The following is a 15,995-nucleotide window of genomic DNA, read 5'->3' on the forward strand; positions in this document are numbered from 1 at the left end:
ATAATGATAACTAGTAAAACTGATAAAGGTACAGGTTTTGAAAAACGTTTTGAAAATGTTAATACTGTAATATTTGATAATTCATTTAATGCATCAAAAGCAGTAGCAAAAGAAATTGCCAAATTAATAGAGCTAAAACAATCGCAAAACCAACATTGTGTTTTAGGGCTTGCTACAGGATCAACACCCAAAGGTGTTTATTCTGAATTGGTTCGCATGCATAAAAATGAAGGTTTAAGCTTTAAAAATGTTATTTCTTTTAATCTTGACGAATATTATCCTATGAATCCTGATTCTGTTCATAGCTATGTACACTTCATGAAAAAGCTACTTTTTGATCATGTAGATATAAAACCAGAGAATATTCACATTCCTGACGGAACGCTAGTAAAGGAGAAAATTTCGGAATACTGCAATAATTACGAATCAAAGATTGAATCTCTAGGTGGCATTGACCTTCAGCTATTAGGTATAGGCGGTAATGGACATATAGGATTTAATGAATCAGGTTCACTTCAAAATTCAAAGACCAGATTAGTAGCTCTTGATCACATTACGAGGGTAGCCGCCAGCAAAGAATTTTCAGGCTTAAGCAATACTCCAAGGACAGCAATAACACTGGGAGTTAAAAAAATTATGGAAGCAAAACGGGTAATTCTAATGGCTTGGGGAGAAGGTAAGTCCAATATCATCAAAGCTTCGGTAGAAGGTCCTGTGACTAATCAAGTACCTGCTTCTTTTTTGCAAGAACATAACAATACAACTTTTGTGTTAGACGAAAGTTCCAGTTCAGAACTAACAAGGATAAAAACCCCATGGTTGGTTCAAAAGGTAAAATGGACCGATATATTAATAAAAAAAGCAGTTTTAAGACTCGCACTACACCTTAAAAAACCAATATTAATGCTGACTGATGCTGACTATATCGAAAATGGCATGAGTGATTTATTGGCAGATTTTGGTCCAGCTTACGATATCAATATTAATATTTTTAACAAAGTGCAGCATACCATTACTGGCTGGCCAGGTGGCAAACCAAACTCTGACGACAGCAAACGGCCTGAACGTTCGGAGCCAGCAAAAAAAAGAGTCCTGATTTTTAGTCCACATCCTGATGATGATATCATTAGTATGGGTGGAACTTTCAAAAGATTATGTGAACAAGGACATGACGTACACGTAGCATATCAAACCTCAGGTAATATTGCTGTAGAAGATGATGAAGCCTTAAAGTTTGTAAAATTTGTATCCGATTTTAATACTAAGTTTAAAATTGATAATACGGCATGCAAAAGTATACTTGCAAGCATTCAAGATTTTTTAAAACTAAAAAAGAATGGTCAAACTGATACACCAGAATTAAGGGAAGTTAAAAGTCTAATAAGAAAAGGAGAAGCACGATTAACAAGTTACTTTATAGGTTTAAATGATGAACACATTCATTTTATGGAATTACCCTTCTACGAAACTGGTAAAATTGAAAAAAATGATTTTGACGAAAAGGATATTGCCCAAACAATTGAGCTTATAGAAAGTATAAAGCCACATCAAATATATGCCGCCGGCGATTTAGCAGACCCCCACGGCACCCATAAAGTATGTTTGGATATAGTTATGGAATCTCTAAAACGCTTAAAACACGAAGAGTTTATGAAAGACTGTTGGTTATGGTTATATAGAGGTGCATGGCAAGAATGGAATGTTGAAGACATTGACATGGCTGTCCCAATGAGCCCTGGCCAAGTTATTCAAAAGCGTAATGGTATTTTTAAACATCAATCACAAAAAGATGGAGTGGTTTTTCAAGGAGCTGACAGTAGGGAATTTTGGCAAAGAGCAGAAGATCGTAATAAAGAAACGGCTGATACATACAATCAGCTTGGACTTGCGCATTATGCGGCTATGGAAGCTTTCGCCAAATGGGAATATTAATAATTAAATATGCTTGGAATGTCAGAATTAACATAGTTATTCTTAAAAAATAAAACTGTGAGGTATCAAATAGTAAAAACCATGACCATTAATAATTTAAAAAATTATGATTTGTTTGTGAATTGGGTAGTAGGAGAATTTGATTTATACCTTATAGATAAAAATAAAACATTAAATATTTACTTTCCAAATGGTTATTTTGAAATTGGTAATATCAAGAGCAAAGGAAGACATTTTTGTTTCACCATAAGTATTTACAGTAAGTCAAAAATAGCCTTTCAGCGTATAGTTAATTCGTTAGAAAGTATATATGAACACGTATCGCTTTTTGTTAGTAAGAAGTAATAAAACTTAAAATAAATGAAAAAATTTAAGAAAAACAGTTCACGTAGAAAGTTTATTAAAACTTTTGGTGTAGCAGGAGGAGCTTTGTTGACATCACCAAATTTAGCTCTGGCTTCCGAAAAAAAATTATCATCAATAGTCTACCTTGATAGAGCTAGAATAAAATCTTATTCAAAAAATATTTCAATTGGCTTAATCGGTGCTGGAGGAATGGGAATTTCTAATGTAAATACTATATTAAAGCATAAAGGGGTAAGATTAATAGCTGTTTGTGATTTATTCAAGACTAGATTGGAAACAGCAAGACAAAAATGGGGCAAGAACCTAGTGTTAACCGATAACTATAAAGACATTCTAAAAAACCCTGAAGTTGATGCAATTATTATTGCCACCCCAGATCATTGGCACAAACAAATATCGATAGATGCCTTAAAAGCTGGTAAACATGTATATTGTGAAAAGCCGATGATACATAGCATTGAAGAAGGACATGAGGTAATTAATGCTTGGAAAAAATCGGGAAAGATATTTATAGTAGGTAGTCAAGGCTTATCGTCTTTGGGCAATGAAAAAGCAAAACAACTTCTTGAGGATGGAGCAATTGGTGAACTTAATTATGCTGAAGGGTTTTGGGCAAGACACTCTCACATTGGGGCTTGGCAATATCCAATACCCGAAGAAGCTACACCAAAAAACATTAATTGGGAAAGATTCATTTCTAATTCTGTACATCGACCATTCGATCCAATTCGATTTTTTAGATGGAGAAATTATCTTGATTATGGTACTGGTATGTCAGGCGATTTATTTGTTCATTTATTTTCCAGCTTACATTTCATCACAAACTCTTTTGGTCCCGATAAAATAAGTGCAATGGGAGGTTTAAGGTTTTGGAAAGATGGTAGAGAGGTTCCTGATGTTTTGCTAGGAATGTTTCAATATCCCGAAACCAAAGCACACCCAGGCTTCAATCTATCATTGAGATGTAATTTTGTAGATGGTACCAGTGGCTCTACTTATTTAAAACTAGTGGGTAGTAAAGGATCTATGGATGTAAAATGGGATGAAGTGGTTGTAAAACGCAATGATATACAAACTAGTAATGATCCATTTGAGCAAAATAAGCAAAGGGAAAAAATCTCATTTGTTAATGATAGAAAAAAAATAGTCCCACCAAGTGAAACAGTTTATAAAGCTCAAAAAGGGTATAAAGGAGCACATTACGATCATTTTGGAAACTTCATTAATGCAATAAAAAGTGGAGGTACCGTAGTAGAAGACCCATTATTCGGTTTTAGGGCGGCTGCCCCAGCTTTACTTTGTAATGATAGTTATTTTAAAAACCAATTTATTAATTGGGATCCTGTAGAAATGAAAACAATCAAATAATTATAGTAAATGAAAAGGATAATATTTTTTTTAATTCTTATGATGAGTATTTCTGTTTTTACATTTTGTAGTGACAAGACAAAAAAAGAGAATACAGAAATTAAGAATGTGAAGAGGATTGATAGGACAAACAACTGGATTACTCTTTTTGACGGTAAAACAGCTGATGGTTGGCGTGGGTTCAATTCCGAAGAATTGCCCAAAAATTGGATAGTTGAAAATGGTACTTTGAAATCTTTAGGCAAAGGAGGTGATATAGGGGGAGACATTGTGTTCGCCGATGAACAATTTGAAAATTTCGAACTTAAACTTGAATGGAAAATAGAAACAGGAGGTAATAGTGGAATTTTTTACCATGTTCAAGAAGGCGACCAATATTCAGCTCCCTATCAAAACGCCCCTGAATACCAAATTATAGATCAAAGAGGCTTCCCAGAAAAGTTAGAACCATGGCAAAGTATTGCAGCTGATTATGGCATGCATAATACCGATAAAAATCAATTGATTGTTAAAACTGCTGGCGAATGGAACACAACTAGAATAATTTTTACGAAAGAAAGAGTTGAACATTGGTTAAATGGAAAAAAAGTTTTAGAATTTGAACCTTGGTCAAAAGAATGGATTAAAAAAAAGGAATCAGGTAAATGGAAAGATTTTCCAGAATATGGAATATTCAAAAAAGGATTAATTGGTTTGCAAGACCATGGCAGTCTTATATGGTTTAGAAATATAAAAATTCGAAAATTATAATATGGTTAGTAGTTTTGAGTTGCAGTATTGCAATGTTTAAGTTAGTCAGCTGAAGAGGTCGTCTAAAAGCTAATTAGGCGACCTTTTATTTTTTTGAACATTTAAGATTTAATCAGGATTTTCTTTTTTCTATATTAATTCGAGTCTAGTTAAAAACAGGCAAAGTGATTTTATATGGCTAAACTCACTTTTTTAAGGTTATGTGCCATTGCTATAAGTCCTATTTCGGTATTTACTTTATCAAGCCCTCTTAACATAAACCTTTTGAAGTTCATATTGTGTTTTATGTTACCAAAAACAGCTTCAACATCCCAGCAACGCTGTTTTCTATGAGCAACGCCTTTTAAGCTTAATAATTTTTGTTTGGCTTTTGCTTTGAGTCTAACCAATTTGTGATTCCGCTCTACAATACGGTTGTATTTTGATTTATGACAAAGACTCCTGAGCTGGCATCCGAAGCAATTCTTAGCCTGATATCTATCGATTTTTTGCTGATATCCTGTAGCTGTTTGCCTTACATAGCTACCAATATTTTCCATAGGTTGTCCCATAGGACAGTAATACGTATCTGTGTCATGGTTATAAAATAGTTTATCTGCTGCAAATGGTTTTTTAGTCTTACCTCGTTTCTCATCTAATTGTTCTTTATGGAAGTAATTGTATTTTACAAAAGCTTCGATATTCTGGTCTTCTAGATAGGTGTAGTTTTCATCGCTTCCATAACCTGCATCTGCTGTTAAGGATTCTGGAGCTTTGCCATATCCCTCAATAAAATCTTCTGTATGTTCTATAAGTGTGGTGGTATCTGCTGTGGTTTGCGCAAGAGTGTAGTTGGTAATAAACTGATTGTTAGTAGATGCTTGCAAATTATATCCTGGTTTGAGCTGTCCGTTTAACATATGGTCTTCTTTCTTTCTCATAAAAGTAGCATCAGGATCTGTCTTGCTCATAGAGTTGCGACTACCCATTTGCTGCTGGTAGGTATTATATTTTGCTATATTCTCAGGCCAGTTCTTTTTGGCATAGTTAAGCTTTTGCTTCACTTTTTTATCCACTTGTTTTCCTTGAAGTGCTTGGTTAATTTTATCTATAGTTTGAGAGACTTGCTCTGGATCTATTGCTTTAAAATTATCGGGCTCGTTAGGCTTTTGTTCTTCTTCTGCATATACAGTTTCTACATAACGCCATAATTCTTTGAGTTGTTTTTCTATACGTGAGCGTGAGGTTTTTATGCTTTTACCCCATACAAAAGTATAGCGATTAGCATTGGCCTCTATTTTGGTGCCATCAACATAAATGTCTTTTAAGCTCAAGTAACCTTCCTGAGCAAGCAGAATAACAACTTGATTAAAGATCTTTTTAAAATTTCCTTTGAGTTTTCCTGAACGAAAATTACTGATGGTATTATGGTCTGGCTGAATACAACCACTAAGCCACATAAAATGAACGTTTTCTCCCAAGGCTTGTTCTATTTTACGTGAAGAATATAAATTACGAAGATAGGCGTAGATTAAAATTTTCAGTAAATCTCTTGGGTGATAGCTAGAAGTACCGCCTCCTTTATAAGTACGCTCTATAGACCGAATATCTATCTGATCTAAAATACTATTTACAATACGAACGGGGTGGTGTTCTGGAACGAAATCATCATAACTCGGAGGGAGAAGACTCAATTGTGACTGACTATTGGTCTTCCATACAATGTTGCTTTTCATAACTTTAAGATACGAAAAACTAAACATTTTTATAAAATCTAAAACAAAAAAAAGAGACTGCCTTTTTAGACAGCCTCTTTTTATTAGAGTTGAAATTTTACAAATAAGGCATGTAAGTAGTTTTGAATGCCAGCAAGAAAAAGAAACACTTGTATAGCATAAATGGAACAAAACTACTCTCCAAGTATTTCTGTGTTGATTATTTTAGTGAAATGTTTTAATCAAAATTATTTAAAATGTCTTTTCCAATAAAAACTTATTTCCACAAAAAACAATTAATCTTCCTTTTTCTAAATTGTACGTTTTCAATATTTATGCATGGTCAAATCACGAATATAGATGCCAATGAACTTGCAAATTGGGACCTGCATGGAATAGGTTCTGTTAGCTATGATAAGAATGAAAAAGCTGTAAAGTTGACTGAGTCAAAGGAATCCCTAGGGGCTATGCTAGTTTCTCCCACTAGCTATTCAGAAAATTTAGTTGTTACTTTTAAAGTCAAGCCATTACAGCATGAAGGTGTCTGCGTAATATTATTGGGTTTAAATGATTTAGATGGTGGAGATGTAACAATTCCTAAGAATTACAATGGTGATTTTAATTTTTGGAAGTCAGAAAAGTCTACCGCTCGAAGTCATGCATTTGCATTTCATACCGCATTTCATCAACCGAATGCATTTATTAAGGAAAATCCCGGATTTATAAATATTGGATTACAAAAAGATGTAGTTACCGAGGAAAAATGGTATAATATTGAAGTAGGTAAAATAAATAGCCGGTTTTGGATGAAAGTAAATGGTAAAACAGTCATAGATACTTTAAGCAATAAAAAACAGAGAATCTTTAATAAATCGAAAATAGCATTAAGAGTACGGGGACCTGGTGATGGGACATTTAGTGCACTATATAAAGACTTGGTAATAAAAGAGAACTTGAATTACAAAAATATTTATGCATGTAATTTTAATGAATCCAAAGATCTTGAAGACTGGATTTTGGAAGGGCCAGGAAAAGTGAAACTAAAAAAGGACAGGCTTTTAATACATTCAAAGTATCAAAAATTTATTCACAAAAAGTGGAAGAAAGGACGAATAACGATAAATAGCACTAATTCTAACTACTATCCTGTATTACGAAAAAAAATGATTAGTGATCTTAAAATAAATCCTAGTGACTATTCCTACGAAGGATCCTTTTCAGGTGGACCTGTAGTATTATGGAACAAAACAAAGACACCTGAAAATTATGAAATAACATTCAACTTTAAATCATTATCCCCACATTCCCTACACATGATAATTTTTTCAGCATTAGGACTAAATGGGGAAAGTATATTTTCTTCAGACCTTGCTAAAAGAAATGGTACAGCTCCTAAATACACTAAAGGAGATATTTCCAATTATAGGATTTCCTATTTTGCTCCAATACGAAAAACAGCCAACTTAAGAAAAAGCCCGGGTAGAAAAATGTTAGATTCTGGAATTGATTTTGCTTCACAATCCCCTAAGGAATTACATCGAATCAGAGTGCAAAAGTGGAAAAACAATATTGTTTTTACAATAAACGACAAACAAGTACTTAACTATAGTGACGATGAAAAAGCATTAGGAGCTGGTTATTTTGGACTAAGACTAATGGTCCCAGCAATTGGAACATACGACAATTTTAATCTCTACGAATTAAAAAATGGCCCTTTTTAAAATGCTACTATCTGTATCAATCAGTATTAAATAAATGTTGGAAATTAGAGAATATATTTCAGGTTTTAATAGTTTTTTTCCGCAAATAGAAAATTTATACCCTTGGGAGTTGACCTCTAATCTAAGAGAAATTATCTCTAAAATTATTCCGAAATTATCAGATTTAGAATATACTGTAAAAAATGGTGTAGCCATTCATAAATCTACTGTAATAGAAAAAGGTGTAACAATTAAGAAACCATTTATAGCTATGGAGAATTGCCATATATCTGCAAATGCCTATTTCAGAGAAGGTGTTTTCCTAGGAAATGATGTAGAAATAGGTCCAAGTACTGAAATAAAGAGAAGCATAATATGCAGTGGAACGAAAATAGCTCATCTTAATTATATTGGTGATAGCATAATCGGCCAAAATGTAAATTTTGAAGCAGGATCAGTAGCAGCCAATCACTACAATGAAAAACAGAATCAAAATATACTTGTTAAAATTGAAAATGATTTAATTAATACCGGTGTAAAAAAGTTTGGAGCGTTAATTGGAGATGGTTCTAAAATTGGAGCGAATTCTGTTTTATCTCCTGGTACTTTACTCCAAAAGGAATCAATAGTAGAAAGATTACAGTTAATTAAACAAGCTAACTACTAAGCAACTATAAACTTTATGCCAATGATGCTTATAAAGTGCTTAAATCATATACAATTCTGCCTCTTTAAACGTAATCTAGTGTTTTGGATTAAACTATATTCGAGCATTACGCAAAATCGTAGCACCAAAAAAAAACAGCTTAAAAGGAAATGCAACCTATAATTGTAGCCTTCCCTAAAAGTGTAGCCTATCCCTAAAAAGGGATAGGCTACAATTAATGAGATACTACCCGTTTTTTGATAAATACATACTATAAAGTTGTTGAACTTACTCTTGTAAAAAATCTTATCATCTGTAAAGCATACTAGAAGGCAGAACATCAATTGCTTCTTTTACGATAAAATCTTCTCCATTAAATTCTACCAATAGTGAACTATTCTCATTTTTAGACTTAAATTCCTTACCCATCAGATTAAGAGATCCACCCCCAAGGTTAAAACCATTTAACTCATTTTCATCAATAACTTTCAATGATGGACTTTTGTCCAAATTAAGCTCTGCTGTAATACTCCATCCATCGATATTAAATGAATTTTTATCAATTAGTTTAATTTGTGAAAAAGATTCTTTGTCATCCTTATGTAGCACCTGTATTATTCCTAAAAACCTATTTTTCTTTGTTTTAGGGGTTTTTGTACTTCCATGCCAATGGTTTATATATTTAATTCCAGCTTTTGCACCATTACTAAGCCAATCAACTGCGGGTGCATAAAACTTATCAGTAACCTTAAATTCAAAGGGTTGGGATGAAAAAAGATTTAAACAACCTTTACCCTTTTTTGATTCTGTAAAAACCTTGTTCTTATCGTACTTCAAGTTATCTTTACTATGAATAAGCCAATTCCAATCAACTGGTTTATTAGCTTCAAGGTCATCATATATAATAATTATATTAGGTCTTAAGAACACTAAATGTCTTCTAAATTTCGTTATACCTGGGTCTCCAAAACCGTTTTCATTTGTCATTTCAACATTCCAATCTTTAAAATAAGGCTTAAATGCATCCCGGATTAGTTCACCATTATAAGCATTGGAGGCATCTCCTACACAATAACTTATCTTATCTCCAGTAAGAAATCTAGGAATATAGCCATATCCATCTGAATGGAACTTCTGTCCCATACCATCAGCTAAAATCGTATTATGAGCTCTTGTGTGTCTATAACTTTGTAATGAATGAAAATCTGAAGAACTTGAATAGTATCCTGTTCTAAAAAACAATGGTTCTCCTCCTATTTGAATATTAAATGAATTTTGTGCGGCATGAGCATGACCTATTAACCCATAAGGAGAGGATTTAAAAGAGACCATAAGATTTTTATTTGGATTATCTAAGTTTGTGTGCATTGCCACAATACCAACATCACGAAAATCCTCAGCTAATTGTAAACTTTTCATACTAGTATATGTTAAATCTTCGGTATTGCGAAAAAGATTTTTAGTTTGTATGGCATTCCAATACAAATTGTTATTATCATTTAAGAGAGTTAGTTCTCTCTTTGATCTATTATTACCGAATTCACCTGCCGATTCAATATAGTGATGAGCATATGTGTCATTTGGCTTTATAATTTTTATTGCCCTGACTAAGGGTACCATTGTTTCCCTTTTTATATCAGCATTATCACCAAATCCACCTGCAATGTGACCGATTGGAGAGGTGTACATTAAATACTTTGATATGTTATTGTACCACTGTTTGTTAAAAAAATTAACTCCAGAATATCTACTGAGTAATGCAGGCATCTCTATAAGAGATCTAGTATTTGCTCCTATATAACTGTTACCCATTGCCCATCCACCGTCATCAGTACTTCCTATTGGAGCTCTCATAGACCAAAGTTCATAAGCATAAGACAACCATTTTGACGCTTCTGGGACATGATGAGTCAACGCCAATGAAGTAATAAAAAAATCTCTTAAATGATGCTGCCACAAATGACTACTTTTATGCAAATGTAAACCCGCCCTGTGCAAGAGCCCTTTGTAAGTCTTACGCTGGTGTTCTACAAGTAATTCTTCAATATACCTTTTTTCGTTGTAATCCAATTCGGTATAAAATGTATCAAAAATTAAAGTAGAAATTGATAAGTACATACCCTCGGTAAAATCATTGTAATAACCTTGTTTTAAAATAGTTTCATATTGATTTTTGAGGTACCTGTATCTTCTTAAAGCTTCATTAGAATACATCTTTTCTCCTGACACCAAATAAGCCTTAATTAAAGAAATGTTTATGTAGAATTGATCCCTGTATATTTCCTTAGTATTTCTTGCAATAAATCTGGTTAATTTTTTTTTGTCAAGATTCTTCTTTTTGACCTCAATTACTTTTTCATCGTTATAAATCAGACTCTCTGGTAATTTACTATTAAGAAAACGTCTATTGTAAGACAAGAATTTATCCAATTCTTTTTTAGAAAATCCAATATTACCAATTAATTCAGGGGATGTTAAAACTCTAGGATGCTCTTTTGGGATAGACTCCACAAATTCTTTTGCACTTGGAGTTAAAAATTGATCTTCATTTCCGTCAACATCAAACTCAATCGGTTTAGACCATTTCTTCAATTTAGTACCTTTTTCAATGGTAGCATATTGCCAATACCATTTTCCCTTTTCCAAAATTTTATTTGGGTGCCAAAATGTCCATTCTAATTCTTCAGACCACATTACATCTGGCGTGTCAAAATCAATACTTTGCGATAACCGAACTTGATGTAAATTAATCTCAAATTGGAAAGTATCTACTCCAAGTCTTTTTTCGATCTTCGGTGACCATATAAAATATGGTGGATTTGACTTAATTGACCCACTTGAAGGAAAAGGTGTTTGTCTAACCATTTCCATTGATTGAGGAAAATCTTTTTTCTCTTCAGTTTTTCTTTGAGCATTAGACAAACGACAAAACACTAAAATAACAAATAAGTTTAATAACAGACGATGTTTTGGATTCATAATATTTTGGATTTTTCACAAAGATATTTGCAATAAATACTTCCTTATTTATTCTAATGTTACTAAAATAAATAATCATTGTTTCATTTCTAGTTGCTTTCTGAAGAATGTTAATTTAAAGAAATTCTGTTCTTGGCCTGTCTATAATTAGTAGGAGAAACACCGTATTTATTTTTAAAGCATCTTCTAAAATAATTTATATCACGAAAACCAGAATTATAACAAACCTCATTTATATTGTATTTATCTTCTATCAATAGCTCTGCAGCTACTTCTAACTTGAAGTTTCTGATAAACTCTGTTGGTGCCACACCTGTAATTTTTTTTACTTTTCTAAAAAGCTGAACTCTACTTAATCCAATTTCTTTACCAATTTTTTCTACCGATAAGTCTGTGGAATTAATATGAGTTCGTATATATTCTGAAATACGTAATAGAAATTCTTCATCATTAGAATTTATTTGTATCTCACTTTTATCTAATAAAATATCTTTTCTAGAACGCTTTTTTTGTTGATCAATTCTCGAAATAATATTTGACAGCTTAAGTTTTAAAATTTCCAAATCAAATGGTTTGGTCATATAATCCTCTATTTCTAAAGAATAGCTATACTTTTCAATAGAAGGATCGGTACGAGCTGTTAATAGGATAATAGGGATTCCTGAAGTCTTTTTATTTTTTTTCAAATATTTACAAAGTTCTATACCGGAAACCTCTGGCATCATGACATCAGAAATAATGATATCTGGAAGAGCTTTAGACATGTTATCTAATAAATCTATTGCCACTTTTCCATTATTTGCTTCATGAAAAAAGAAACTATCCTTTAACGATTGGCAAATATACTTTCTTAGATCATCATTATCTTCAACCAACAAAATAGTGGGTTTTTCATTAGATTTTATTTTTGGTCGTTCGGGCTTTTCAGCATTGGACAATGAGTTAAGGCTTATATCCAAAATTTTAGGTTTCGCAGAAGTAAATTTCGATTTTATTTTTTGATGGGCTTCATAAACATCTTGAATGGGTAAATAAACACTAAACAGTGTAGATACACCTTGAACGCTATCAACCTCAATATGCCCTTTATGAATCTCAACCAAGTCTTTAACAAGAGATAGACCTATTCCAGCTCCATACAGTGTCTTAGAATTCAAGTTATCAGATCTATAAAACGGTAAGAAAATCTTTTTTAACTCTTCCTTATCTATCCCATAACCAGAATTTTTAATTGTAATTTTTAAATATTCATCGTCAAATTTTTCGTAATAGCTTTTCTGAATATTAACTTTAATCTCACCTTCTTCATCGGTATACTTGAAAGCATTGGATAAAATATTATACATAATCTTTTCGAGCTTATCTCTATCAAACCAAAATAGTTCATCAAAAGATATTTCAGAATAGAAAATATATTTGATATTTTTAGACACAGCAAATTCCTTAAAAGTTGAAGAGATTTCTTTTAAATATAATACTATTTGGCCTTGTTCTACTCTAAGAGGAATACTATTACTTTCAATCTTTCTAAAGTCCATTAATTGATTTACCAGGCGTAACATCAAAAGCACATTCCTCTCAATGATATTAAATAAGGGCATCAATTCTTTTTGCTCAAGCTGTTTAGATATTTGTTGTAAGGGACCACTTATTAAGGTAAGAGGAGTCCTAAAATCATGTGAAATATTAGTAAAAAACCTTACTTTGAGTCGTGATAAGTCTTCAATGTTTTTCCTTTCAAGTCTTGCCAAATTAAGATTGTTCTCCAGTTTAAGTTTAATTAATGTATACTTTCTAATTATAAAAAACACTAAAGAAATTAAAATGAAGTAAAGTAAATACGCCCATGTGGATTTCCAAAACGGCGGCTTTTTACTAATTTCGAGGATTGTAAATTCATCTGACCAAGCTCCATTTAAGGTGGACGACTTTACTTTAAATTTGTAGCTACCTGCATCCAAGTTTGTATACGTAGCAAAATTTTGATTATCTACATAATTCCAATTGTTGTCGAATCCTTCTAGCATATAAGCGTATTTATTCTTAAAGGTGCTAGGATAATTTAGGGCAGCATACTCTACAGTAAAGATATTTTGGTTGTGATTAAACTGGGCTAAAGGTGTATTTCTTTTGTTTGTAGGTAAAATATCACTTTTAATCTTGGGATTAATATCTTCATTGAACAATTTTAATCCTGTAAATACTATTCTTGGAATCACAAAGTCTTGTGGTAACTTTTCTGGTTCAAAACGAATAAAGCCATTAATTCCTCCAAAAAACATATCCCCTTTTGGTGTTTTGAATGCCGAATTTTGAGAAAACTCCAGAATTGACAAGCCGTTTCCTGGTGTATAATTGACAAATGTCTCAGAAGCAAGATCGAAACGTGACAGCACATTAGACGATGACACCCAAAAAACCCCTTCTTGCTCCTCTAAGACACCATATACAATATTATTTGGTAAGCCACTTGAAACAAGATAATTCTTGAGAGAATGATTTTCAAGAACAAAAAGCCCTGCACCATAAGTACCAAACACTATTCTTCCTCTACTATCTTGAAATATACAATTTACGTTATTCTCTTGTGGAGAGCTTAAATCGTAAGTCTTTGAAATACTGGTGGAACTTCCTGAGTCCTCGTTAATTAACATTAGACCATTTAATTTAGTTCCAATCCAAATATTATTATCAACATCTTGATAAATTGTATTTATTTGGTCATAAGTTAAACAAACATCTGAGACACTTGAGCTCTTGTATTCGCGTATAACAAACTCGCCATTTTCATTTTTGGAAATTAAATTTAATCCTGAACGTGTACCAACCCATAACCTACTTTTATTATCTAAACACAACGAGGTAATATTATCAGATATTAATCCCGTACCATCTTTTTTTCTTGTAAACTTCAAATTAGTCCCAGTCGATGGATTACTTAAAACTACACCGTTCATTCTCGTTCCAATCCAAACCAGTTTATTCTTTTTATCTATCTCAAGATCCTTAACTGTATTAACACCTATTGAATTTGACCCTAGAGACAAATACATGTATTTCTTGAAGGCCTTAGTTTTTGGGTTGAAAATATCTATGCCCCCCCCTTCTGTGCCAAACCATATATTACCATCCCAATCTTGCTCTATCGGCCCTACATGATTATAGCTGAGAGTGTTTTTCAAATAAGCATTATGGACAAAATGTTGAAATCTAAAGTTATTCTCTTGTAATATATTAACTCCTCCAAAATGAGTACCAACCCATAGTCTACCTAAATCATCAAGGTATAATGATCTAATGGAATTATGACTAATTGAATTTTTATATTTATCATCATTCCTAAAAATAATTGTCTTTTTTGTACTCAAATCAAAATGAAATAACCCATCGAAAGTCCCGATCCAAATAGTATTATTATTTTGGATTAATATATCTCTAATTGCATGATTTGGATAATGACTAAAATCATTATTGTAATCAAAATATTCAAGAGAATTACTATCAGCATAAATTTTTATTAAAAAACCATCCAATGTTCCAGCCCAAAGGTTACCTAAATCATCTAACACAATAGTTGTGATATAATTTTCAGGGTTTGAATCCCTAACAATAGAATATTCAAAAGTGGTAGGATTGAACCTTATTAATCCATTTTTCAGGGTTCCTAGCCAAAGATTTCCAAGATTATCTTCACAAATAGTCATTATAGCTAAATGCGATAACTGAGTTGAAAGATTTACTTCTTTAAAACCTTCTTCAGAAGATTTTTTAACATGAAGCCCAGACATAGTACCAACCCATAAATTGCCATTTATACCAAAACATAAATCATTGATATGAGATACACCATTTATAACGCTGTTATCAGATATGAGGTAGTGCTTATTTACTGATAAGTATTTTGGATCAAATTTGTTTAGACCGTTCTCAGTACCAACCCACAATATCCCTTTTTCGTCTTCTACTATTGAAGTTATGGTATTATTACTTAAAGATAAATCATTATTAATATCATTTCTGATAACCTTATATGAATGTCCGTCGTACCTATTTAAACCATCCCTAGTGCCGAACCACATGAAACCATCACTATCCTTATAAATTGACATAACACCATTCTGGGACAATCCGTCTTTAACATTTAAATTTTTAAAAACATTTTGTAAATCCTGAGAGCTGATATCCCACAAAACCGCAAGTGAAATAAATATGCTTATAAACAACGACTTCCGTGATATTTTTAATTTTTTTATCATTGAACTGAATATATATTAACCTAAAAAACCTTAAGAAAATTAGTCTCGGCACTAATAATTTTAAGAAAAATGATAAGGGTGTTTAGAGTCTTTTAATTTATTTGTCATACTCTCAAGTTACTTTTGACAGTAAGACAAGAAGGTAAAAAGTAAATAAACTGATACTAAATTTAAGGCTTTTTAAAAATGTTACCAAAAACTGAAACATTAAGAGTATTATTATGTAACATTTGTAATAAAAAAACTTGAATATAGAATTTTTGACTTTTCAAAATTTAAATATTTACACAAAAAAGTTACTATT

At 32.1% G+C, this 15,995-nt stretch carries 9 protein-coding genes; 6 read left to right on the forward strand and 3 right to left on the reverse strand.

The genetic code is table 11. The annotated features are described in order from the left end of the window. Positions 1 to 3: 3 nt before the first annotated feature. The 4 genes from nagB to FGF67_RS03260 are packed head-to-tail and all read left to right on the forward strand — an operon-like array spanning position 4 to position 4,416. Entirely contained in the window at positions 4 to 1,932 is a 1,929-nt protein-coding gene (gene nagB, locus FGF67_RS03245; protein WP_139695039.1) for a glucosamine-6-phosphate deaminase, read from the forward strand. 57 nt (positions 1,933 to 1,989) lie between these two features. Next, positions 1,990 to 2,277, forward strand: a complete 288-nt coding sequence (locus FGF67_RS03250) for a hypothetical protein (protein WP_139695040.1) — start codon at positions 1,990 to 1,992, stop codon at positions 2,275 to 2,277. 15 nt (positions 2,278 to 2,292) lie between these two features. Further along, positions 2,293 to 3,666 carry a Gfo/Idh/MocA family protein gene (locus FGF67_RS03255; RefSeq protein ID WP_139695041.1) on the forward strand — a complete coding sequence of 458 codons (1,374 nt, stop codon included), beginning with the start codon at positions 2,293 to 2,295 and terminating at the stop codon, positions 3,664 to 3,666. Positions 3,667 to 3,675: 9 nt separating this feature from the next. Continuing rightward, entirely contained in the window at positions 3,676 to 4,416 is a 741-nt protein-coding gene (locus tag FGF67_RS03260; RefSeq protein ID WP_139695042.1) for a 3-keto-disaccharide hydrolase, read from the forward strand. A 170-nt stretch (positions 4,417 to 4,586) separates the two neighbouring features. On the opposite strand, the gene FGF67_RS03265 is transcribed toward FGF67_RS03260, so the two are convergent. Continuing rightward, positions 4,587 to 6,131, reverse strand: a complete 1,545-nt coding sequence (locus FGF67_RS03265) for an IS1182 family transposase (protein WP_394344290.1) — start codon at positions 6,129 to 6,131, stop codon at positions 4,587 to 4,589. 236 nt (positions 6,132 to 6,367) lie between these two features. Between FGF67_RS03265 and FGF67_RS03270 the strand changes: the two genes are divergently transcribed. Together FGF67_RS03270 and FGF67_RS03275 are read left to right on the forward strand one after the other, a co-directional pair. Then, positions 6,368 to 7,831, forward strand: coding sequence for a DUF1961 family protein (locus FGF67_RS03270; RefSeq protein ID WP_139695044.1), 1,464 nt, complete (start codon positions 6,368 to 6,370; stop codon positions 7,829 to 7,831). 34 nt (positions 7,832 to 7,865) lie between these two features. Then, positions 7,866 to 8,477 carry an LbetaH domain-containing protein gene (locus tag FGF67_RS03275; RefSeq protein ID WP_139695045.1) on the forward strand — a complete coding sequence of 204 codons (612 nt, stop codon included), beginning with the start codon at positions 7,866 to 7,868 and terminating at the stop codon, positions 8,475 to 8,477. A gap of 288 nt (positions 8,478 to 8,765) precedes the next feature. Here FGF67_RS03275 and FGF67_RS03280 read toward each other — a convergent pair whose 3' ends face one another. After that, positions 8,766 to 11,435: a DUF4962 domain-containing protein gene (locus FGF67_RS03280; protein WP_139695046.1), complete on the reverse strand. Its 2,670-nt coding sequence runs from the start codon at positions 11,433 to 11,435 to the stop codon at positions 8,766 to 8,768. Between the two features lie 110 nt (positions 11,436 to 11,545). Continuing rightward, a complete protein-coding gene (locus FGF67_RS03285; protein WP_139695047.1) occupies positions 11,546 to 15,691 on the reverse strand; it encodes a hybrid sensor histidine kinase/response regulator transcription factor in 4,146 nt (1,381 codons plus the stop codon). Between the last annotated feature and the right edge of the window lie 304 nt (positions 15,692 to 15,995).

The organism is Allotamlana fucoidanivorans (genome assembly GCF_006265225.1).
GTDB lineage: Bacteria > Bacteroidota > Bacteroidia > Flavobacteriales > Flavobacteriaceae > Allotamlana > Allotamlana fucoidanivorans.

Bases quoted from the DNA above. Each gene is read 5' to 3' on its own strand.
- FGF67_RS03285 (WP_139695047.1), bottom strand. From the start codon at position 15,691: ATGATAAAAAAATTAAAAATATCACGGAAGTCGTTGTTTATAAGCATA.
- FGF67_RS03255 (WP_139695041.1), top strand. From the start codon at position 2,293: ATGAAAAAATTTAAGAAAAACAGTTCACGTAGAAAGTTTATTAAAACT.
- FGF67_RS03280 (WP_139695046.1), bottom strand. From the start codon at position 11,435: ATGAATCCAAAACATCGTCTGTTATTAAACTTATTTGTTATTTTAGTG.
- nagB (WP_139695039.1), top strand. From the start codon at position 4: ATGATAACTAGTAAAACTGATAAAGGTACAGGTTTTGAAAAACGTTTT.
- FGF67_RS03270 (WP_139695044.1), top strand. From the start codon at position 6,368: ATGTCTTTTCCAATAAAAACTTATTTCCACAAAAAACAATTAATCTTC.
- FGF67_RS03260 (WP_139695042.1), top strand. From the start codon at position 3,676: ATGAAAAGGATAATATTTTTTTTAATTCTTATGATGAGTATTTCTGTT.
- FGF67_RS03265 (WP_394344290.1), bottom strand. From the start codon at position 6,131: ATGAAAAGCAACATTGTATGGAAGACCAATAGTCAGTCACAATTGAGT.
- FGF67_RS03275 (WP_139695045.1), top strand. From the start codon at position 7,866: ATGTTGGAAATTAGAGAATATATTTCAGGTTTTAATAGTTTTTTTCCG.